General features: G+C 28.6%; 28 protein-coding genes. 7 read left to right on the top strand and 21 right to left on the bottom strand.

Annotated elements, in window-relative coordinates; all coding sequences use genetic code 11:
- Positions 1–50 precede the first annotated feature (50 nt).
- Complete coding sequence (locus tag CDLVIII_RS13320) at positions 51–770, top strand: DUF434 domain-containing protein (RefSeq protein WP_009169960.1); 720 nt, start codon at positions 51–53, stop codon at positions 768–770.
- A 161-nt stretch (positions 771–931) separates the two neighbouring features.
- A complete protein-coding gene (locus CDLVIII_RS13315) occupies positions 932–1,942 on the top strand; it encodes a hypothetical protein (RefSeq protein ID WP_009169959.1) in 1,011 nt (336 codons plus the stop codon).
- A 149-nt stretch (positions 1,943–2,091) separates the two neighbouring features.
- On the opposite strand, the gene CDLVIII_RS13310 is transcribed toward CDLVIII_RS13315, so the two are convergent.
- The 13 genes from CDLVIII_RS13310 to CDLVIII_RS13255 all read right to left on the bottom strand — a co-directional run bounded on the left by CDLVIII_RS13310 (position 2,092) and on the right by CDLVIII_RS13255 (position 12,089).
- A complete protein-coding gene (locus tag CDLVIII_RS13310; protein ID WP_009169958.1) occupies positions 2,092–3,072 on the bottom strand; it encodes a D-isomer specific 2-hydroxyacid dehydrogenase family protein in 981 nt (326 codons plus the stop codon).
- Between the two features lie 146 nt (positions 3,073–3,218).
- Positions 3,219–4,466 carry an Nramp family divalent metal transporter gene (locus CDLVIII_RS13305; RefSeq protein ID WP_009169957.1) on the bottom strand — a complete coding sequence of 416 codons (1,248 nt, stop codon included), beginning with the start codon at positions 4,464–4,466 and terminating at the stop codon, positions 3,219–3,221.
- 94 nt (positions 4,467–4,560) lie between these two features.
- Positions 4,561–5,283, bottom strand: coding sequence for a metallophosphoesterase family protein (locus CDLVIII_RS13300; RefSeq protein ID WP_009169956.1), 723 nt, complete (start codon positions 5,281–5,283; stop codon positions 4,561–4,563).
- Between the two features lie 275 nt (positions 5,284–5,558).
- Positions 5,559–6,356 (bottom strand): TIGR00266 family protein, encoded by a 798-nt coding sequence (locus tag CDLVIII_RS13295; protein ID WP_009169955.1) that lies wholly within the window; start codon positions 6,354–6,356, stop codon positions 5,559–5,561.
- Between the two features lie 197 nt (positions 6,357–6,553).
- Positions 6,554–6,748 carry a hypothetical protein gene (locus tag CDLVIII_RS13290; RefSeq protein ID WP_009168857.1) on the bottom strand — a complete coding sequence of 65 codons (195 nt, stop codon included), beginning with the start codon at positions 6,746–6,748 and terminating at the stop codon, positions 6,554–6,556.
- Positions 6,749–6,763: 15 nt separating this feature from the next.
- Positions 6,764–7,510: an IS91 family transposase gene (locus tag CDLVIII_RS32020; protein WP_050816267.1), complete on the bottom strand. Its 747-nt coding sequence runs from the start codon at positions 7,508–7,510 to the stop codon at positions 6,764–6,766.
- Positions 7,511–7,560: 50 nt separating this feature from the next.
- On the bottom strand, positions 7,561–7,992 hold the full coding sequence (locus tag CDLVIII_RS32015) for a transposase zinc-binding domain-containing protein (protein WP_050816266.1): 432 nt from the start codon (positions 7,990–7,992) through the stop codon (positions 7,561–7,563).
- Positions 7,993–8,463: 471 nt separating this feature from the next.
- Entirely contained in the window at positions 8,464–8,769 is a 306-nt protein-coding gene (locus tag CDLVIII_RS13280; RefSeq protein WP_009169954.1) for a spore coat protein, read from the bottom strand.
- A gap of 27 nt (positions 8,770–8,796) precedes the next feature.
- Entirely contained in the window at positions 8,797–9,024 is a 228-nt protein-coding gene (locus CDLVIII_RS13275) for a spore coat protein (protein ID WP_009169953.1), read from the bottom strand.
- A gap of 25 nt (positions 9,025–9,049) precedes the next feature.
- Positions 9,050–10,186 carry a zinc-dependent alcohol dehydrogenase gene (locus CDLVIII_RS13270; protein ID WP_009169952.1) on the bottom strand — a complete coding sequence of 379 codons (1,137 nt, stop codon included), beginning with the start codon at positions 10,184–10,186 and terminating at the stop codon, positions 9,050–9,052.
- 14 nt (positions 10,187–10,200) lie between these two features.
- Positions 10,201–10,563 carry a spore coat protein gene (locus CDLVIII_RS13265; RefSeq protein WP_009169951.1) on the bottom strand — a complete coding sequence of 121 codons (363 nt, stop codon included), beginning with the start codon at positions 10,561–10,563 and terminating at the stop codon, positions 10,201–10,203.
- 73 nt (positions 10,564–10,636) lie between these two features.
- A complete protein-coding gene (locus CDLVIII_RS13260; RefSeq protein WP_009169950.1) occupies positions 10,637–10,846 on the bottom strand; it encodes a hypothetical protein in 210 nt (69 codons plus the stop codon).
- 214 nt (positions 10,847–11,060) lie between these two features.
- On the bottom strand, positions 11,061–12,089 hold the full coding sequence (locus CDLVIII_RS13255) for a GH25 family lysozyme (RefSeq protein WP_009169949.1): 1,029 nt from the start codon (positions 12,087–12,089) through the stop codon (positions 11,061–11,063).
- Between the two features lie 688 nt (positions 12,090–12,777).
- On the opposite strand from CDLVIII_RS13255, the gene CDLVIII_RS13250 reads away from it, so the two are divergent.
- Complete coding sequence (locus tag CDLVIII_RS13250) at positions 12,778–13,224, top strand: PilZ domain-containing protein (protein WP_009169948.1); 447 nt, start codon at positions 12,778–12,780, stop codon at positions 13,222–13,224.
- 280 nt (positions 13,225–13,504) lie between these two features.
- Here the strand turns inward: CDLVIII_RS13250 and CDLVIII_RS31290 are convergent, their stop codons facing one another.
- Positions 13,505–13,651, bottom strand: coding sequence for a hypothetical protein (locus CDLVIII_RS31290; RefSeq protein ID WP_009169947.1), 147 nt, complete (start codon positions 13,649–13,651; stop codon positions 13,505–13,507).
- 118 nt (positions 13,652–13,769) lie between these two features.
- A complete protein-coding gene (locus CDLVIII_RS13245; protein WP_009169946.1) occupies positions 13,770–14,030 on the bottom strand; it encodes a TfoX/Sxy family protein in 261 nt (86 codons plus the stop codon).
- Between the two features lie 1,159 nt (positions 14,031–15,189).
- On the opposite strand from CDLVIII_RS13245, the gene CDLVIII_RS13240 reads away from it, so the two are divergent.
- Together CDLVIII_RS13240 and CDLVIII_RS13235 are read left to right on the top strand one after the other, a co-directional pair.
- Entirely contained in the window at positions 15,190–15,357 is a 168-nt protein-coding gene (locus CDLVIII_RS13240; RefSeq protein WP_035301778.1) for an aspartyl-phosphate phosphatase Spo0E family protein, read from the top strand.
- A gap of 25 nt (positions 15,358–15,382) precedes the next feature.
- On the top strand, positions 15,383–15,577 hold the full coding sequence (locus CDLVIII_RS13235; protein ID WP_009169944.1) for a hypothetical protein: 195 nt from the start codon (positions 15,383–15,385) through the stop codon (positions 15,575–15,577).
- Between the two features lie 224 nt (positions 15,578–15,801).
- On the opposite strand, the gene CDLVIII_RS13230 is transcribed toward CDLVIII_RS13235, so the two are convergent.
- From CDLVIII_RS13230 to CDLVIII_RS13220, 3 genes are all read right to left on the bottom strand, one after another.
- A complete protein-coding gene (locus CDLVIII_RS13230) occupies positions 15,802–16,476 on the bottom strand; it encodes an HD domain-containing protein (RefSeq protein ID WP_009169943.1) in 675 nt (224 codons plus the stop codon).
- A gap of 210 nt (positions 16,477–16,686) precedes the next feature.
- Complete coding sequence (locus tag CDLVIII_RS13225; RefSeq protein WP_009169942.1) at positions 16,687–17,235, bottom strand: metal-dependent hydrolase; 549 nt, start codon at positions 17,233–17,235, stop codon at positions 16,687–16,689.
- Between the two features lie 43 nt (positions 17,236–17,278).
- Entirely contained in the window at positions 17,279–17,863 is a 585-nt protein-coding gene (locus tag CDLVIII_RS13220; RefSeq protein WP_009169941.1) for a phosphatase PAP2 family protein, read from the bottom strand.
- A gap of 410 nt (positions 17,864–18,273) precedes the next feature.
- On the opposite strand from CDLVIII_RS13220, the gene CDLVIII_RS13215 reads away from it, so the two are divergent.
- A complete protein-coding gene (locus CDLVIII_RS13215) occupies positions 18,274–18,657 on the top strand; it encodes a BlaI/MecI/CopY family transcriptional regulator (protein WP_009169940.1) in 384 nt (127 codons plus the stop codon).
- A gap of 71 nt (positions 18,658–18,728) precedes the next feature.
- Positions 18,729–20,405 carry a M56 family metallopeptidase gene (locus CDLVIII_RS13210; protein ID WP_242835923.1) on the top strand — a complete coding sequence of 559 codons (1,677 nt, stop codon included), beginning with the start codon at positions 18,729–18,731 and terminating at the stop codon, positions 20,403–20,405.
- 60 nt (positions 20,406–20,465) lie between these two features.
- On the opposite strand, the gene CDLVIII_RS13205 is transcribed toward CDLVIII_RS13210, so the two are convergent.
- The 3 genes from CDLVIII_RS13205 to CDLVIII_RS13195 form a co-directional block, all read right to left on the bottom strand.
- Positions 20,466–21,071: a DJ-1/PfpI family protein gene (locus CDLVIII_RS13205; protein WP_009169938.1), complete on the bottom strand. Its 606-nt coding sequence runs from the start codon at positions 21,069–21,071 to the stop codon at positions 20,466–20,468.
- A 95-nt stretch (positions 21,072–21,166) separates the two neighbouring features.
- On the bottom strand, positions 21,167–21,598 hold the full coding sequence (locus CDLVIII_RS13200; RefSeq protein ID WP_009169937.1) for a GNAT family N-acetyltransferase: 432 nt from the start codon (positions 21,596–21,598) through the stop codon (positions 21,167–21,169).
- Positions 21,599–21,686: 88 nt separating this feature from the next.
- Positions 21,687–22,562, bottom strand: coding sequence for an aminoglycoside 6-adenylyltransferase (locus tag CDLVIII_RS13195; RefSeq protein ID WP_009169936.1), 876 nt, complete (start codon positions 22,560–22,562; stop codon positions 21,687–21,689).
- Positions 22,563–22,564: the final 2 nt, after the last annotated feature.

Raw genomic sequence — 22,564 nt, 5'->3', positions numbered from 1 at the left:
ATTTTCTTAGATAAATATTTCTAGAACTTATTTTTTAGGAGGGTTTTCTAATGGCACAAATAGTAAAAAGAGGTTATGTCCATTCAGATGAAATTGAATTCAACAATAAGAATATGATGTTATTAAAACAAGCTCAAGTTGACATCTGCTACTTATTAAATCATGGCTACAAGCTTGATAAAACCGTTGAATTTATAGGAAACCATTTTTTATTTTCAGCAAGACAAAGATTGGCATTAAAGAGAGTTATATCATCAAATGAAGATCTTAACAGGCGTAAGAAGCATGAACTAATAGATGGCTATGATGGCAGCACAGTTCATATTGATGGGTTAAACATAATTATTACACTGGAGGTAGCTCTGTCAAATTCCACTCTACTTAAATGTATGGATGGAACTTTACGTGATTTAGCTGGGCTTCGTGGGACATATAAATTAATTGACAAAACAGACACTGCAATAGAACTAATTGGCTCAAAACTTAGTGAAATGAAAATTAAAAAAGCAGTCTTTTATTTGGATTCCCCTGTATCCAATACAGGAAGATTAAAATTAAGAATATTAGAGCTTTTAGATACATATAATTTTGATGTTGATGTTCTTTTAGTACCAAATGCAGATGTTATTTTAAGCAAACTCGATCATGTTATAACTAGTGATGGAATCATCCTAAACGACTGCAACAGCTGGATTAATCTTGCATATGAAATTATAAATAAAAATTTACCTCATACCCATTATATAGATTTTCAGATTTCCTACACGTAATCCCCGAACAAAATAACTTAATTCTACTAACCTCCGTGCTTAAAAACATTATGATTTTAATTTAAATTCCTATAAAACTGTCTCATTAATAATAGATATTAACAACATTAAAAGCTTAGGAATATATTATATATAACTAATTCTTAAGGAGTAAAATTTAAATGTTTATTGATAATGATTTTTCTTATGATGATAATATGAATTTTCAAAACTTTGAATTCTGTGAAGATAATCAAATGCAAAGAGCACCTTTTCCAGGAGGCGGCAACTTCCATACTGGATCTAATCCTGATTATTCACCAAATTTTAATTTCCCAGGTGGGACTTTTGATCCTCCAGGAATGCCTAAATCACCGCCACCTAATTATATACCTAAAAAAAACGAATCTGGTGTTCAAAAAATGGCTGCCAGTGGAGGCGCTGAGACTTTTGCTGTCAGTCAAAATTCAATAAAATTTTGCCTATACAAATACACTTATATTTGGGAAGTAAGCGGCAGAAACTATTGGGCTTTCTTATTAAATGTTGACAGGCGTACAGTATCTGGATTTAGATGGTTTCGCAGATCTTGGGTTTATTTTGGAGTAGATTTAAGAAGAATTGATTCTTTTGTATGCTATCGATCTACACCTGAAGATACTTGTGAAAACTGTGTAAATTTAAATCAAAAAAACACCGAATCATTTAATCTTTCAAAAGAATATTATCAAAATGGATCAAGAGATATATTTTCAAGAACTCTTACATCTATAGATATGCCTCAAACCAAAGAGGATTTTATAGAAAATAATACTAACTATTTGGATGATACAGATATTAAAAATAATGCTTCATATATTAAAACTAGAGATATAAGTTATAGAATCACTTTAGAAGTAAGCTATCCAAGCAGTTACACTGAAGATTCAAAAAATAAAATAAATGAATTTGCTAATGAAGCAAGCATTGATGCATTAAATGCAATTTCAGCCACAAGAAGTATTGAAGATGTTTCTTCCAATCCATTAGAAATTTATACTTCATCACTACAATTAATTCCTGAAGCCCTTAGAGCTTTTTCCGACTCTTTTAATGGTAAAGTTTCATCACTTGAAGATTATAACGATATTCAATACTCTATCAGAAGCGAGAAAATATATACCAATTGGCGGCCATATTTTTATAATGCTTAATTACTTTAATATTTAGATTTATTATTTTATAACATGAATAACAAAAATCCCATGCTAGATTTTAATTTAATCACATGGGATTTTTCATATAAATTAGAAAGCCTTTATTCACAAACAAAATTCCTAATATAATTCTATTCTTTTTCCATTTAAACCACTTCCCATGGATTTTCCTTATTCTCCATAAATAAAATGCAGCTCTTTATTGAGTTTTCAACCATATCGCTTACTGCTTGATCTGTATAAAAAGCTGTATGTGGTGTTACAATTACATTCGAAAAAGATTTAAGTATCGCTAAATCCCTGTTTTCTAGTACTTCACCATTTAAATTATTATAATATAAATTAGCTTCATGCTCTATTACATCTAAAGCTGCACCACCTATTTTTTTATTTTCAATTGCTTCAATCAAATCATCAGTATTAATTAAGCTTCCCCTTGCAGTGTTTATAATATAAACCTGCTCCTTCATAAGCTTAATGGACTCTTTATTAATCATATGGTAATTATTTTCTGTGGCAGGCATATGCAATGTAATAATATCACTGTTTTTTAGTATTGTATTTAGATCCACATATTCTGCATAGGCTTTTACTTCTTCATTTTCATATATATCATAAGCTAATATTTTACACTCAAACCCACTCAAATGCTTAATCACTGTACGTCCAATCCTTCCTGTACCTAATACTCCTATTGTTAAGTTAGGTAATTCTTTTCCCTGAACGCCTTTTAAAGAATAATCCTGAACACTGCTCTTTTCCATAATAAGTCTGGCTTTTCTAATTGCCATGAGCATTAACATAATAGTATAATCTGCAACACTATTAGGTGAATATGTTGCGTTTCCCACATGAATTCCAAGCTCCTTAGCTTTTTTCAAATCTATATGATCATATCCAATAGTTCTTGTAGAAATAAATTTAACTCCAAGCCCATGAAATTTTCCAACTAATTCTGAATCTATTATAGTTGTAATAATGCTGATGCAGTCAAATCCTTTTGCAAGTTCTGCAGTTTCCATAGTTGGTTCACTTTCTGTCAGCACAACTTCAACATTATATTTATTGCTGAACTCTTTAAAAAACTCTGTTTCATCTGACCTATGACTATATGCTAAAATTCTCATTTACATCAATTCCTTTCACCTATTCCCAAAGAAATACTTAAGATTAAACTTTATTTATATTCATTTTACCATATTTTTCACAATGACATTTGAATATTTAAATTAATATTAAAAGGAGCCAATTAAGACTCCCTTTGCATTTTCATTCATATTAGTGAATTTATTAGTAACATTATATTAAAGGCTGTAACTATTCCGCCAATAATCCATAATGTAATGGCTTCTATAGTCGTATTTTTATATTGTCCCATTACTTTTTTTGATGAAGTTAAATATATTTGTGTAAAAATAGTTATTGGTAACTGTATGCTTAGCAGCATTTGAGAGTACAAAAGCCCTTGAAATGGATCGCTAATAAAAAATATTATTATCAAAGCTGCTAATATAGTTATTAATACTCCTATTTTACTATTCTTATTATTTATATTATATTCTTCTCCAAATAATCCAGCAAAAATTGATCCTCCTGCCATTCCTGCAGTAACACAAGAAGCCAAGCCTGCAAACAGTAATGCTATTGAAAAAATGAGCGAAGCCATGTTTCCTAGTAATGGTTTTAACATAATCTGTGCCTGCTCAAGTTCATTTACTGCTATATTATTTTTATAAAAAGTTACTGCTACTAAGATCATAGCACTATTTATGATAAATCCAATTATCATAGATAACATAGTATCCATAAATTCATATTTTAATTGGCGTTCTAATATAGATTTCTCCTTTAAGTTCCATTTCCTGCTTTGAATTACTTCAGAATGTAAAAATAAATTATGAGGCATTACAACAGCTCCTAAAACACTCATTATAACTGGCAATGAATTCGAAGGAATGTTTGGTACAAAAGCACTTTTTACCGCCTCTCCCCAATTTATATTTACTAAAAAAGTTTCAAAAATAAATGATATACCTATTATTGATACAAAGCCTATAATCACTTTTTCTATCTTTTTATATGAATTTGAAAATAACATTATTATTATTACTAATGTTGAAATTGAAGCTCCTAGTTTTAAAGGGATATTAAATAACATTCTTAGTGCTATAGCTGAGCCTAGGATTTCTGCCATTGCAGTACTTATAGCCGCTAGAATTGCTGTAATTGTAATTATTCTTCCAAAAGTTTTGTTTATATTGACATTAATTGCTTCAGAAATACAAAGTCCTGTTACTATTCCTAAATGAGCTGCATTATGCTGTAATATTATAAGCATAATTGTTGACAAAGTTACAATCCAAAGCAAATTATATCCATAGCTTGATCCAGCTGCAATATTGGATACCCAATTTCCAGGATCAATAAATCCTACTGTAACCAATATTCCTGGTCCTATATACTTTAAAAAATCTTTATTGATTAACTTATTATTAAATTTATCTTTGACCCTTCTTCTCATAAATGAAATCACTCCCTTCTTGATTCCATTATATGATAATCATTATCAATAGTAAACAACTTATTTATATGAATTACTACTAATTACTTGATATTTAATCAACTGCTGCACTTCTTAACATATTTTCATACTGACGTAAATAAGGAAATTTATTTTTCTTAGCTATGGCTATGACTTCATCAATTGAGTAGTTTACTCTCCTATTTATTAGTTTCACATCTTCATTAGAAAAATCTAATATTCCATAAGATGCTCTGTTATCTTTATCGAGCGGAATGCCTATACTTCCTACATTAAAAATCTTTTTCCCTTCCACATCCCCTATAAATGAGCAATGAGAGTGTCCACATAATATAACATCTTCTTTAACATCTTTAATTATCTCCTTAATTTCTTCTATAGGCACACTACCATCAATTGCTTCAACTATAGATTGCGGAGTGCCATGAACACATAGTATCTTCAAGTCATTAATAATTATAGAATATCTTACCGGCATCTTATTAATAAATTCTATGTCTTCTTCAATCAACCTTGTCTCTGCATATTTATAATATTCATATAGTTCCTTTTCTCTATGAGTTATAGGTTTAAAAGCTTCATTTATCTCTTTCAACCATTCATCAGTATTTCCTTTAATCCAAGCCAAGATATCAAGCTTCTTCAATTCTTTCATGACCTCACTAGGCATTGGCCCCTTCATCACAAGGTCTCCAAGAATAATTGCTTTATTTATATTCTGGTTTTTCATATCACTTATAACACAATTTAAAGCAATACCATTTCCATGTATATCTGATAAAACTGCAATTTTCATAATATCCCCCTTTATTTCTTAATCCACTTTCCTTTTTTCATATTTACACCAAATTATTGATATTATACCATAGAAGATATGTTTATATATGTTGCAATAATAAATTTACATTTGAAATAGCTATAGGTTAAGCAGATATCTAGATGTAAAATTCATAAAGTTAATTGTAACATATATAATACAATCTATCCTTATTAAATTCATTACATTATAACAGTAAAAAGCACCTTAAATTATTATTGAAATAACTTAAGGTGTCATATTACGTAAATGTATTAATTATCTCCATCTAAGAAGTTGCCAAGCATTCCGAGAACACTTCCCTCTTCTTTCCTTTGTCCTCCTGCACCTGGTGCTGCTGCAAAGACACGTTCTGCAAGCCTGCTAAATGGTAAGCTTTGAATCCATACTTTTCCTGGACCAGTTACTGTTGCAAAAAATACTCCCTCTCCACCAAATAAAGTGTTTTTAATTCCGCCAATAAATTGTATGTCATAATGTACATTTCTAGTCATAGCAACTAAGCATCCCGTATCTATTTTAAGTGTTTCTCCTGGCATTAAATTTCTTTCTACTATAGCACCGCATGCATGTATAAATGCAAGACCATCACCTTCTAATTTTTCAAGTATAAATCCTTCACCACCAAAGAATCCTACACTTAATTTTTTTCTAAAGTCTATCCCTACTGATACACCTTTAGCTGCACATAAAAAGGCATCTTTCTGACATATTAGTTTTCCTTCTAATCGGCTTAAATCCATAGGAAGTATTTTCCCTGGATAAGGTGCTGCAAAGAATACCTTTTCTTTCAATGCTCCTGAATTGGTAAATGCAGTCATAAATAAACTTTCCCCTGTAAGTACTCTTTTGCCCGCAGAAAAAATTTTATCCATAAAACCATTATTTCCTTGCTTTGATCCATCTCCAAATATCGTTTCCATTTGTATATTAGGATCCATCATCATCATAGCACCAGCTTCTGCTATTACTGTTTCCATAGGATCAAGTTCAATTTCTACATATTGCATATCATCTCCATAAATCTTGTAGTCAATTTCATGTGAATACATAACTTAACCTCCATTTTATATATAATTTTTAAATAATATATTATATTTTTTCCATTTATTTTAATCATAATTTATTTTATGTAACTATACAATAATCAATTCAAAGAACAAAAGTGTCTGCGACACGCTCCTTCGGAGAAATTATTAATAGTTAAATTAAAAACCATAGAGATTGCTGTTCCTCTATGGTTTTCTTCTTATAGTTTATAACTTTTGCCATATACCCCATTGTATTCTTTAGGTCTCATAACTCCACCACATTTTTCGCATGAAAAACAAGGCGGTTCATCTATATTACTTTGATCCATCTCATCAAAGTATTCTACAACCTCCCTAGGTATATTTTCTGTTATTCCACAATTTAAACATTTATATGGTATTATATCTTTCACTTAACATCCCTCCAACTATGTTGTTGTCGGCTTTATTTTACCATATAGTACTCCTTTTGCAATTGCATATATTTCCAGGATGTTTTCTAATTTTTCTTTCCCTTCACTTATAAATTTATCTTTAAAATATTCTCGCATCGAGCCGTATCGTGGATACACTATATCATTAAATCTCATCTTACCACCACATTTAGAACATTTGCATGGATCTACCCCAAAAGACGCAAGAATTCGATATTCCCACTTTTCTATTGATTTCTTAATTTGTATTATTTTCTTATCTATCATCTTGATAAATTGATCTTTATCCTTACATCTCCTCGAATACAGTCCAAAATATCTCACCATTTTAAAATTCTTGTCTGGTATATGTATTATAACTTTTTTTATAAACTCAAAGACTGGCACTTTCTCTATTATTTCTTTATTGTCTTCATGTCTTTTATATTTAAATGTTACACTTTCACCATCATACGCAATTATTCTTGATTCTGCTATCGCAGGTCGTCCAACATATCTTCCAATATATTTTGCAGCTATCTTTGCTGATTTTATTTCATTTTTAGCATGAACATAAAATCCATCTTTATTATTTTTATATATTTTGTTCTTTAATCGTCTAAAACTATCTTTATTTCCTTCTCTTTTTATTATTTCATCTAATAATATTTTTTGCCATCTCTTTCTTAATGCTTCATACGAAAAATATTTAAAATTTCTCCAGGTAGTTAGCTTACCCTTTCCACCTTCTGTAACCATCATGTGGACGTGGGGATTCCACTTTAAATCTCGTCCAAAAGTATGTATAACTGCTATAATTCCAGGTATAAATTCTTCTTTTTATTTTGCTTATACATCCAACTCGTAACAGCTTTAGCTGCACATTGCGGAAGTAACTTCAGCCTATCTCTTTCTCTTCCGAAGTAATTTCTAAGTTCCTCTGGTATTGTAAATACCATATGTCTATGCTTTACATTTATTAATTTTCCCAGCATTCCATTAACCCAATTATCAACATAAACCTTTCCACATGATGTACAAAATCTACTTTTACAAGTGAACCCAACTTTCTTTATTTCGCCACATTCCTTACATTTTAATTCAATATAACCATTACTTATATCCTTGCATTTCATAACTTTTTTTACTTCTGCAATAACACTAGGTCTAATTCTGTTTTTATATCTTTTATAAAATTCATTCCAATTTTCCTCTAATATTCTTCTTAATTTACTCTTAATCATTTCATCAATTTACCACATATATTTTTCTAATGCAAGTCTACGCCGCGCTTTCAGCGAGCGCGATTTTTATACTTTCCTATACAATAAAAAAGGCAGTAGAGATTTTTCTCAGCTGCCTTCTTAGGGAAAATATTAAAAGTCTGTCAGTCAATCGATATTCTTCTAATATTATGTCTAAAATTATCATACCACATTTTTTCAAATTGCGCCATATTTATTACAATTCTTGTATGTAAATTTTATTTTCTATTATGTATTTCTAACATAATTTATAATTGTCATAGTGTTGACACAATTTAAAGCTATAATAATATTTGAAAAGATGTTGAAACATTATTATTTACTCCATAAAAATATTTACAATAATCTTAAATGGCTTATTTTACTCCAATAAGCCATTTTTTATTTAATATTTTCTTATGCTATTAATATAGTATTGTATATATCAAGCCTTCACTTAATTTATAATTTTCACATAATATTTTTCATAAGATTCAATGCCGTATCTGTTGTTTTCATATCTACCTTAAATTGCTTCTCCATATCATAAGCATTATAATAATCTTTTTCACTCATATAGTTTGATATTTTCTCATGAGTAGCAATAGCGTCTTTTAATTGTCCTTTTAATACTTCCCTTACTTCTTTAGACGTAGTTTCAGTTATTGCAATTGCATAATTTTGAACGCTGCTTTTGGCAGTTATTAAAAAATCAGTAGCAATAACTTGATCTGTCATCTTATCCATGCCTGTAAGAGTTTCTATTAATCCATTCATAAATTCACCTTCCTTAATTATAGTAATTTAATAATCCTTATCTTCTGAAGAGGCAATATTAGATTTTTTCATAAGCTCCCTTAATTCCTCAATGTGCTTTTGCGATACTTTTGCTTCATCCTGTAATATTGATTTTAATTCATCATCAGAAATTAATGGTGATGTAGTAAGCAATTTAGTTAGACATGTATTCTTAAATGTTAATATTTCATGTAATTGCATAGTCTCATTTGGTGCAATAACTTGTTCATTCATGTTTTCATCTCCTTAACCAAAACTTTTATGGTTTTAAAATAACTTTAATGCAGTCCTCTGTTTTTGTATCGAAAACCTCATACCCATGCTCTGCTTGATCTAACGGCAATTTATGCGTAATAATATCACTTGGATCGACCTTTTTGTCAGCAAGTAACTTATACAGTGTTGGCATATACGGAATTACTGGAGCTTGCCCTGTTCTTATGTTAATATTTCGATTAAATATATCTCCTAAAGGAAAGGCATTGTATCTTCCTCCATAAACTCCTGTTACTTGGATCATTCCACCTTTTCGTACCGCTTGTGTAGCTATAACAAAACCTCCAAGAGATCCACTTTGCAGTTTCAATCCAGAACCTACAAATTCCATCGGCGTCATTTTCCCATCCATTCCAACACAATCTATTACTACATCTGCTCCACCATGAGTAATTTCCTTCAAATACTCACCTACATTTTCATGAGCTTCAAAGTTTACTGTTTCGACTTTATTGTATCTTCTGGCATGTTCTAAACGATAATCTATGTAATCTACTGCTATTACTCTTTCCGCACCACTTAACCAACAAAACTTTTGTGCTATTAATCCTATAGGACCGCATCCGAGTACAATAACAGTATTTCCTTTAGTAACACCTGCATTTTCAACACTCCAATAAGCAGTAGCCATAGCATCCGACATTAATAGAAGCTTTTCATCACTTACTTCAGAATCCTCTGGAATCTTAAAAGGAGTAAAATTCGCATATGGAACCCGCATATATTCCGCCTGACCTCCAGGATATCCACCAAAAGTGTCTGAATATCCGAAGAATCCGCCACCTTCTCCATTAGGATTTGAGTTATCACACATACATGTTAAATCATGCTTACAATAAAAACATTCTCCACAGCTTACATTGAAAGGAACAATAACTCTATCACCTTTCTTTAAATTCGTCACTTCTCTGCCTACTTCTTCAACAATTCCCATAGGCTCGTGTCCTATAATATAACCTTGAGGTAAATTAGGAATCATATCATGAATTAAATGCAAATCTGAACCGCATATTGCTGTACTAGTAAGCTTAACAATAATATCATCAGGTTTTTGAATCTTAGGATCTGGGACTTCTTTAACCTTTACATTTTTTATACCTTGAAATGTTACAGCTTTCATTAAATATACCTCCTTTATTTTTCCGGTGTTGCGAATGTTCCGATTCTACTTGTGTCTCCTGGGAAAAGGTCTAATTTAGCAATCTGGCTAATAGTTGTTGAAGATTCTATATCCATTTGAAACTGCTTTTCTAAATTGAGCGGATGAAACCATCCTTTTTTTATCATAAGATCAGATATTTCTTCATGCATATTGATTGCATCGTATAATTGCTTTTCTAAAATATGTCTAACTTCTGGGGTGGTTACTTCTGTTAATGCAATTGCACAATTTCTTACTCCACTTTTAGCATTTAATAGAAATCCAAGTGACATATTTGCATCTACAAGTTTAGGCATTCCTTCTGCATTCCTTATTTCTAAATAGTCATTTATCATTTATCATCCCTCCTTATTAGTAAATTAAAATATTTTTTATATAATATCAGATATATAACTATATATTAAATCTTCATCTTATCTTAGGAGCTCTCTTTAATAAACTTTGCAAATCACTTATAGCTCCAATAGATTGTTGTACATCTTTTTCCAGCAAGGATTTCAGTTCTTGATCAAACACTACTCCCTCCATCATCTTAGATGTAGTCATACAAATTGTTTTTAAATTAAGCATTTCATGTATTTGCATTGTTTCATTCGGCGCTAAATATTGTTGTTCCATCTCATCATCTCCTATATTTTTTCTCCAATAAAGGTATTCTTCCACACACAACTTTTAGTTATTCAATTTTTAAAGTAAAAATACTATACTTACCTGCATAATACAATTTATAAACGTAAGAAAGAATGACTTATTTCCATAACCAAGTCATTCTTTCTCTGTTTTTGCAAAATAAAAATATATGCATTTAAATTAAATATCTTTAAATGCTAATTTATTTTGTCGCTACACCATTTTCATCAAAGTGATAACCATACAAGTCACAGTTACTTATCATACTACCATCTGAATACATACAATAATCTTTTCCTTTATAACTTATCCAGCCAGTTTGCATTTGTCCACTTGAATTAAAATAATACCATTTATTATCTATTTTCTGCCATCCAATTTTCATAGCACCATCATTGGAATCACCAAGATAGTACCATTTATTATTTTGCAGCACCCAACCTGATTTCATAGCGCCATCATCTGATCGTCCTAAATAATACCAGTTTCCATTTGGATTTTTCCAATCATATAGCATCCATCCTTGACTATCAAACAAATACCACTTACCATTTATTTTTTCCCATCCATTTTTTGTATAGCTTCCATCATTATGCTTGTACCACCACTTACTATTTTGCAAAATCCATCCGCCTGGCTTTACTGCATTATCTAATAATACCCCGTCTGTAAATGAATCCATATCGCATTTTCCGCTTATTCCATTTACATTGCCTGAATCAGTATACTGATGGCCTACTCTGCTGACAAAAAAATTATCTGGTAAGTTCCATGGATCATTATTATAATTTGCTTCCCAAAAAGGCATATTTTTAATAACACTTTCAATATCTTTAATGTTTTCTATAAAATTAGTATAACTATATACTCCTAATGTTAATGAACTTAATTTATTAAATTCACTAATAAATCTTTCAACGTAACTAGATACACCATTGAAGTTAGTTTCAACATCAAGCATAGGAATTAAATCCCAATCATGTCCATTTATCTTCTCATAAAAATTTTCCGCCTGATCTTCTGGTGTGCTTGTTCCAGTTAAAAAATGATAAGCTCCAACCTTCAAACTATTCTTCTTACTTTCAGTGTAAAATGTTTCCATAATACTATCTTTAAAGGTTGCTCCCTCCGTTGCTTTCATATATATATATTTAACACCATCTGATGCGACTTTATTAAAATCAATACTTCCATTATTATTCGAAATGTCTGTTCCTTTTACATATACCATAGTTCCACCTCTATATTTTTAAAGAGCAACCATAAGGGCCACTCTTCAATATATTTACTTACCTCATTCTTTTTATGATACATAATATGAAAGGAATTATAAAAATGTACCTAAGTTAATTTGGCTTGTAATAACTTAAATTTGTATTTGTATAACAACACACTCTATGAAATCCTTTTATATAAATTTTATACATTGTTTATATAAAGTTTATAAATTTGCAACATTATTGTTACATTTATTATTTATAATAGTTCTTGTAAAGTAATTAAAGCATTATTATTTACCCTTATCAAATAATAAATAAAAAGAATGACTTATTCCCCTAAATAAGTCATTCTTTTTATTTACCCAAAATTACTTAATAAATATGATTTATCCAAATGTTTCATCTCTAATCGTCCATAGTCTTAACTTCTGATATTGATATTTTTCTATTTTTTAATTGCATTGCTAAATTTTAAGTAAACTTTATAATATTACAACATGGTTTTTACAAATGTCTTTTATAATAATTCTTATAAAATAATAAAATCATTATTATTTATACTTATCTAATAACAAATGCAATTTTATTTTTATAATTTTCCACTTATATTTAACATTTTTCATCATAATATTTATTTTCATTATATGTTTTTTATGGTAAAATTAGCAATATGTTTTATTTTAGGAAGGATGGAATCAAATGGATACAAGAGAGGAAATTGAGCTTATTAATAAAAGAAAGTTTTTCCGCGTATATCTAAAAAAACCAATCTGTACTGAGACGTCAATTGTGCAGTTAAATGGTAAATCAGTAAAAACTCATGCTACCAGCATATGTGTTAATGATATTGGTATAGGCGGCCTAAGATTTTCATCAAAATTGAAGCTTCCAATAGGTGATAACATAATTTATGAATTTAAACTTAAACTCTTGCATAAACGCTATAGTTTTAGAGGTTCTATAGTTTGGAAAAGTGAAAAGGAAAATGATGAAATTGCCTATGGAGTACATTTTCAAATGGATAACAAGGATATTCCTGGTTACTTTACTGTATTTAATGACCTAGCCTTAATTATAAAACGTAGATCTCAGCATCATGGCTGCAGCTTCTGCGATTTTAAAACCTGCCCCAATATTCCTTTATAATGATATTAAACAAAATGTTTTTGTTTTAGATATAGAATTCGAAAACTTTTACAAGCATGCTGGTAAATAATATTCAGATGATGCTTTAATTTATTCTACAACACTTTTTAGATAAAAACGAGGGAAATGTAGACAATATCTAAACTGCCCATTTCCCTAATTTTTAGAATATAGATGTTTCAATTTGGACTTGAGAATATCAATTACAGTATTACGTCCAAGTTAATATTAACATATTATTCTTTACTATACAATAATATATATCAATTAACATAGATTATTAATTAACCAACTCTTTTTTACAATACTCAAGAATTGTTTCTTCTTCTCCTTCAAATATATCTACTAAATATAATATAACCTCTTGCTGCTCTTCTGAAAGTTCTTTAATTGCTTCAATAATAGTATCTCTTGTTACTTTACTCATTGTTTTACCCCTTTCACAACGTTTACTCTTATTATCGTATACTTTATAGATATTTTTAACTTTTTTATGTAAAATAAACTATTCTTTCAAATTTAGATTTAAGCTCCTTTTCAACTTACTATTTTATTTTGTGACTATTATAAAAATCTTTTAATTCTGCCTTACGTTCCTGTGGAAGCTCTGTCTTTTTAACGCCATTAATTGCGCCTTCAAATGCTAACAATCTATGAATACACGCAGAAGCATCAATTTCTTGTATTCTAAGCCACACCTGCTCAGCACCAATTTTCTTTAATTCATCATAATTAAATATACCTACTTCATTTAATTGGCTTTCAACTTCCTTTCCGATATTAGGCAGCTTTGATAATTCTCCCATAATAAACTTCCTTTCAAATTATTTTTAATATATTCTGCTTGCAATAACCTACTGTTCCGTTATAATTTTCTATCCATCTCAACTTAAGGCAGTACCTATATTAGGAACACCTATGAAGACAAACCTTTTTTCTATACTAATTATAGCTTTTTTTACTTAAATTTGGTATAAAAAATTTATTATTACTAATATTTCCCTTATCTACAGCATTAAAACTTAATCTTTAGTAAAATATGCATTAAATAATGAATTTATAAAAATTAAGACATAGAACATTATCATTTAATAATAATGAAATTTAAAAATACTTTTTTCATCTCTTATTCTATTACTATGTTATAATAGTAAATAAATAAGTTGCTTCATTTAAATATATACAATCTACATTAATAAAAATAAAAGAAATAGATCAAACGATGTAACTAGTTAAATATTAAAAGTATTAAATCTTTTTTAAAAAAACGCTTTTTTTATCGCAAATTTCGCTATTATATTACAAAAGTAAGTGAAATATTGTCGATTTTTTTACATTAAAAAAAATCAACTCTTATAAAAAAATAATATTATAAACAATTTCATCAGTGATTTTAATATCAAATATTACATTTGCTTAGATAAAGGCCATTAATACTAATAATAGTAAAAGTCACATACTATCTAATAAATTCAAAAATAATATAATTCATCTATATGTAAGTACCTCACTATCTTAACAATCAAGGAATAAATTAAAATACTGTAAATATCAATGACAAGCGTAAGTTAATTCTAATGAATTCATTTACGCTTGTTAAATTTGTAAGACAATGAAAATATCTATATAATTAGTTTCATAGTAAGCATTTAACTAAAAAGATAGTATAAAGATATTATAGCCAAATCTTTATACTACTGTAATTTATATGCTATATTCAAGTATAAGTAACTACTTGTATTTATCTTATGGATGCTATTATGCAAACTGATTAGAAAATTATATTATAAATTAAACCCAACTAACTGAAATGCAAAAGAAATGATGCCTTTGTATGTACATATTTAATAATTAACAAATATGCATATTACATTTTTTTGTTTCTCTAATAATATCTATAGATATCAAAATATTTAATATAGGTACGAATAGTTTTTAAGCATGAAAGGAGGTTGAGTGAAAATAATGCATGATATAATACCGCATGATATAGAGATGTTGAGGGATATGTTACATGCAGCAATAGTAAATAATGAAGATTTAAGTAGCGATTATATTTTAAAATTAAGTCAAGAATTAGATAAATTGATCGTTGTTGAATACAAAAAGCAACTCAATAAAAATAAACAATAATATTTTAGATAAAGGTGAGGTTTGAATGGTAATTAGAGAGTCAATCGAAATACGTCGCGAAGATACTTCAATTGAAGATTTTAAAAGAGAAGTTGAACTATTAAAAAGTGCTGGATATAAAGTATTCAATGAAACTAATGACTATGTATCCTTCTATCAATCTACAAAAGTAGTTGATTCAAATTTACTTAGTAATAAAAGAAACTACATCTATAATTAATTTTTCTGATTTTATAGAGGTAAAGTCATTTTTTGTACTTAGATTCTCCATATATGCTTACCTCATCAAATCTAATTTTTATATATTATAAAAACTCCAACAGATCATTTAAGTTATTAATTTGTAAGTAGTCTATATCTTGTTTAAAACTTCTAATACTTTCTTATGTAAAAACGGTTGAATTAATGGATAAGTTAAATCATTTGGTATTTCATCAAATAATTTTATTTGATACCCTTTATTTCTAACTTTAACCTATTAAAATATTCATTCATAAATCCTAGTCTTTCTTTTCCTATTTCTCTTGCCTTCTCTGTATATAATTTATCTGGAATTTTTTTAAACTTTACTTCATACTCAATAAAAGGTGTATGCTTTGAAACATCTTTCAACCTTCCATTTTCTACTGTATTGGATTTTATGTAATCATTTAACTCTTCATCTACTGTTAATCTTTGTCCAAATTGTCCCGCTAACATAAAAGTACGAGCAATTCCACTTGCACCTATAATATCAAGTTTATCTGAATCAAACAGTATTTTCGCTTCTATTGTATTAGGCTCATTCCCTGTTCTAAATCTATGTGATGTGATACAGTGCTTTATCTTCTCTATTTTCTCTTCTTCATATTCTAATTTTCTTAATATATTTTCTGCAACTACACTCCCCAAAACTGCATGATCAATTTCTCCTGTTTTATCGTTGCTTTCTTCCACTCTTGCAATATCATGTAATAATGCTGCTGGAATAAGTATTTCTAAATCAACATTTTCCTCGTACTTTGCAAGTAACAAGCAAAGATTATAAACTCTAAATACATGATCTAAATTATGTGCTGAACATGTTAATTTATCCTTAACAATCTCCACAATCTTTTTATGCCTCTCATCTATATTCACGTTCCAACCTCCAATATATGTAATTATCATAAATATATGGTATCAAACGCGTGTTCTGCTGTCAAGTTGTTAAATCCTATATAATTTTTTCAAACCATTTTCACACACAACAAAATTTACTTTAGACTGAAATGCTAAACTTGATAAATACTTTAATATAGGTAAAAATAAAGATATTCTAAAATTACTTTATATTCTTTCTTTCAAAATTTATAGCTTACCATTCTTTAAGAATGTGTTAATTTGCCTTTTTTTTATTAATCTCATGAAATAATATGCAATAATCATAAATCCTATTAATTCAGATAGATAATAGCTCGGGTCTGTAGCAAGTCTAATAATATCGCTTTGCACCCAATTTCCTTCGGGTCTTACAGGAAATCTCCATCCAAAATATGGCCAAAAAAGTATTTCAGGATATAACCACATACTATCTAATATTAAATGTATAGATGTGCAAATTCCAAGTAACAGAATATTACTTTTTTTATACTTATATAATATGCATAAACCTATTAACATTATCAAAACCGAGAATAGTAATGTATGTGCAAATATACGACTGTTATGAAAAGTATTGCGAAATATGTAAGCACCAATAGGTTTGTCTATTATGTCAGGCAATATTGATCCTATCAGAACAACTCTATAATCAATTGATACTTCACTATCTAAATCTAAATCTTTATCTTTATGAGCTATTTTTTCATAAATCTTAATTACTCCTGTAGTTATTCCTAAATGTCCAAAAAAAATCATTCTTAATTTCTCCTACCTATAAATTGTCTCTATCTTAACACTATTAATAAAAGATAAATATATTTTGATAAAGTAAAATAACATTGGCTATATGCCTTTCATGTAAAATTATAAAAATCATCTTAGAACATAATACCCCAATTATAACCCCTGCTATAACATCCGTTGGATAGTGTACATATAAATAAATCCTTGAAACAGCTATTAAAAATGCTATTAAAATAAATATAGTTGTATATTTATTTAGATACATAGATAGCATTTCTGCAACTGCAAATGAAGATAAAGTATGCCCAGATGGAAAAGAGTATGTAGTTGGCTTTGAAATCAAGATATTACTATTATTTTTGCCGTTGTATGGTCTGATTCGTCTCACTATATGTTTTACTATTCCTTCTCCAACAATAGTACTTATAATAAGTGTTAATATAACTATATTTCCGATTAATCTGTATGATTTGTCTAACATTAAAATGACAGCTATAAGAATCCATATCGCACCTAAGTTGCCCATACTTGTTACTATTGGCATTAATCTATCTAAATATTTATTCTGCATATATTTTTTGATTATGAATAAAACATAATTATCAAAAATATTTATCCTTTTTAAAATATTTAAATACATACCTACACCTCTTTTTCATAGTAATTGTTATATTTACGTTAGTAAAATTCCCTATAATAATACTCTATCTTTACCACAAGTTCTTATATTTAGTACATTATAAACCTTTATTATTAAAACTGCATTAAAAATTTAGTTTTATCGCCAAAATTATCAAACGATTATCATTTTTGTCTATTCTGCTCTAACAAGCGTAATTCGCTCATTCATAGCTTAATACCAAGTTTTTTACTGTCAAGTTGTTAAATTCTATATAATTTTCTCTAAATCCAGATTTTGTCATAATTCTTACAAAAATTGTTGAGAAAATATATTGAAAAATATTCCAGTTATATATTGACCTTCACTAATTACAAGTGTAAACTAAAAATAGAAATTACGTTTGTAATCAGGATGGAGGTGAAATAATAATGAATGAAATTCCTAAAATATCAAATGCCGAATGGGAAGTGATGAAAATAATATGGAATCACTCTGAAATTACCTCAGTTAACATTATACATGAATTACAAGATAAAGTAGAATGGAAACCAACCACAATAAAAAGTCTAATAAACAGGTTATTAAATAAAAATGTAATTAGCTTTAAAAAATTAGGTAACGAATATCTATATTTTTCTCTGGTACCAGAAGATGAATGCATCAAATTAGAAAGCCAATCTTTTATCAATAAAGTCTTTAACGGTTCTATTAAATCTATGCTCTTAAACTTTGTTGAATCAAAAGAAATATCTGAAGCTGACATAGAAGACTTGAAAAACATACTCAAACAATCAAACAAAAAGAAAGGTTGATGTGTATGGATTTTTTAAATATTTTTAAGATGATTATACTCTCATCCTTAATTGGGAGCATAATATCACTAATGATATTAATTATAAAAAGGGTATTTAGAGATAAATTAAATCCTACATTTCATTATTATATCTGGTTAATCTTACTTATAAAATTAATAATTCCTTTCGGACCAGAAACCCCTCTAAGTTTTCCCAATATAAACCAAAGCTTATATATACAGAATAGTACTAATGAAGATTCACAAAATGCACAAACAAATTCTGTAAAACAACCTCAAGACATAGGTTTAGAAGATTTAACACCAATAAATTCTTTTAAGCTTTCATATAACACTAAACTCAATCCACACATTTATATACCATTCAAAACCCAAATTCACATTGAAAAACTATTCGTTTTTCTCTGGATATTAGGAGTTATGTTATTAATATGGATATTTATTTCAGCACATAAAAAACTTAAGCAAATTGTTGAATTTTCCATTAAAGATGTAAATAACTCACATAAAGAAATTCTATATAATTGCAGAAGCATTATGCATGTAAAAACTGCAGTAGAATTATTATACTGCCCTAAAATAAACAGTCCTTCTTTATGTGGTTTAATAAAACCAAAGATATTAATTCCAATAAATATAGCAAAAAATATTGATTCTGAAGATTTTAAGTATATTATAATGCACGAATTAACTCATTTGAAGAAAAAAGATCTATTAATAAATTTAATCATAACTTTATTATCTATTATTTATTGGTTTAATCCAATAATTCTTTATAGTCTTAATAAAATGAAAAAAGACTGTGAATTTTCATGTGATAACCATGTGATTTCTTATTTGAATGAAGGCGAAAATATACAATATGGTAATGTATTAATAAAAGTATTGGAGTTATGTGGATGTAGCAATAGACTTGCTGGTACGACTTCAATGGTTATGAATAATTCGGAAATAAAAAGGAGGATTCTTATGATTTCAAGATATAAGAAGATTAGTTTTAAAGGAATATTGCTTGGAACTATTATTGTTGTTTTTATAGGCGGCATCGGAATTGAAATAAATGCTTCTAAGCCAGGTATTACTAATACTTCAGTATTACAAACACCATCACCAATCACACCTTCTAATAATATAGTTAATAATACATCTAATGAAAAAGCCACAGCCAATATAAAAAAATCACAAGCTGATTACACAAATTCTATAGCACCATTTTCATCTGACATAGTAATTTATAACAGTCATGCTGATGAAGATTACCCATCAGGTATAAATATAACCGATGTAGGTGCTTCAATTAATAATAAACTTGTTAATGAAGGTCTTAAAAGCAATTTTATCAAGTGTACAGTACCTGAAGAATATGCTGATTCGTATAAGAATTCACGTGATTTAATAACAACTGATGTAAAAAATTATTCAGACACAACTCTCTTAGACATACATCGATATATGTCAGATGATTCTAAAGCTGATAAAAGAAAGATACTACTTGTTCTTGCAGAAAATAGTCCTTTTTATGAAGAAAATAAAAAATTTGCTGAAGAGCTATCACAAAATATCAATAATTCAAATGAAATTAAAGCAGAAATACTTTCTTATCATCGTGGACAATTATGCTTTAATCAAGATTTATCTAAAAATTCATTACTTATTGAAATTGGTACTGAAATGTCCAATGACAGCGATATAGAAACTTGTGTAAATTCACTTGTTTCAGCTCTAAAGAATACTCAAAAGCAATAATCGCTCAATAAATAGGCTTACCATATAACGAGAAATGGTGAGCCTTTAATTTTTATCTAATCATTCATACATTTTAGAAAATGGATCATAGTTACTGTCTTCATTCCAGAAATATTCAATATGTCGGCTAATCTCTAATGCTTTTTCTTTTCCCATTAGGTCTTCTATAAAACCAAGGGCCATATCCATTCCTGCCGATACTCCAGAAGATGTATATATGTTACCATTCCTTACCCATCTTGCTTCTTTTACCCATAATACATCTTCGTTTTGTTCTGTAACCCACTTAAATGCTCTTTTATTTGTTGTTGCTCTTTGTCCATTTAAAATTCCTGCTTTTGCAAGTAAAGCCGAACCAGTACATACACTAATTATGTATTTTGATTCTTTAGAAATATTTTCAATGAAGTTAATAAAATTATTATCATTAACCTTTTCTCTTGTACCACTTCCACCTGGTACAAATAAAATTTTCAAAGTATCAACATCTTTTGCATATAAATTAGTCTCTACTTTTACTTTTTGAGAACTTTCAACAAGCCCACCATTAACTGATATAAAATTCAATTTAAAAATCTCTGGTAATCGCCCAAATATTTCAACAGGGCCAAATACATCTAAGGTTTCAAATTCATCAAATAAAAGTATGTCAACTCTATAATTCATATTATCAACTCCTCATCTAATTTTAGAAACTGCTCGCATCATCAATTATTTTTAATTCTAAAAGTGCGGCCTTAAATCATATTAATTTTTTATAATTAAACATTATCATCATTAAGGCTCTTATTTCTATATACTAAATCATTTCTCTCTTCAAATCCTTGCGATTTCCAAAAAGAATTTCCTAATTCATTTGTTTCAAAAGCTACCAACGCAACCTTATTTATTCCTTGCTCTTTTAATGCCTCAATTGCAGTATTCACTAATTTTGTACCTATTCCCTGCTTTCGAGTGGTATTACTAACTGCTGTATGATATATATAGCCTCTTCTACCATCATGTCCACTCAAAATAACACCAACTATTTTATTTTCAACTTCTGCAACAAAGCAGGTTTCAGGGTTTCTTTTAAGATACTTTTCAATACCTTCTTTTGAATCATCTACATTCCTCATACCCATTCCAGGTGTATTATTCCATAACTCATATACTGCTTGGTAATCATCAATAATCATTTTCCTTATCTTCATAGTCTTCCCCCATTATATAAATATCTTCATACCTATCACTACTTGTTACAACAATTAAAAAACATTGAGCATTAGTTTTATTTGAATATTATTGATATATTTCTTTTGCATTTTTTGGTAATAAATGCACATCCTTTAAGAATTTCAAACTGTTATTTGCTTCAATTTCATTGTATTTAACCTTCATATTGCAAGCTACATCCTTAGCAATATCATCAAATAAATCGCACATAATAAAAACTGATTTCCAAATACCTTGAACTTGCCCTGAAGGATATGTTTTTAAAAATATATCCCATGTCTCTTTCTTTAACCATCTATACATATACTTTCCTGATTTTCCAACACTCACAGTAAAATTTGTATCAAATCCTATTTTCCACTCCATTAAACGAATTAACTGTGGGCGAACATAATAATTTAACATGTCCATTACATAAGGTATTTCTTCTCTCCATAGTCCTTTTGCAACATTATTAAGACACCACCAAAATTCATTACAAGTATCATAAAAATTATTCTCTGTTGGTTTCTTCACCCAATAATCTTTATCTGTTGCCTCTGCTACGTCAGGCAAACACTTATCTTTATCAAGTAATATTTTACAAAGCTTGTCATTTTCAATTTCTTTTAGCACATGTGATAATGTGCATACATGCAAATCAAGACGATTTCCGTCTGTAAATTGAATAAGCCATCCATAAGAATTCTCTAAATCATTTTCATAATAAGAATTTTCATCTGGATATTGCATATATAATCTTTCTCCGAATCTGTCTATCCAGTTCTTCTTTTCACGAAATGGCTTAGTTTCATTAACAACATATACAATATCATAATCCTGAAAAATATCTTTTATAGCATTTCGATTTGTCCTTGAACCATTCATAACAACTGCGCGAATTCTTTCGTCATTTTCTGCAGCACTTAATATTAAATTAAACATTTCTTGCTCTGTACGCATTT

Origin of the sequence: Clostridium sp. DL-VIII, from assembly GCF_000230835.1 — a bacterium.
Lineage (GTDB): Bacteria > Bacillota > Clostridia > Clostridiales > Clostridiaceae > Clostridium.
This window is presented reverse-complemented; position numbering and strand designations above follow the sequence as displayed.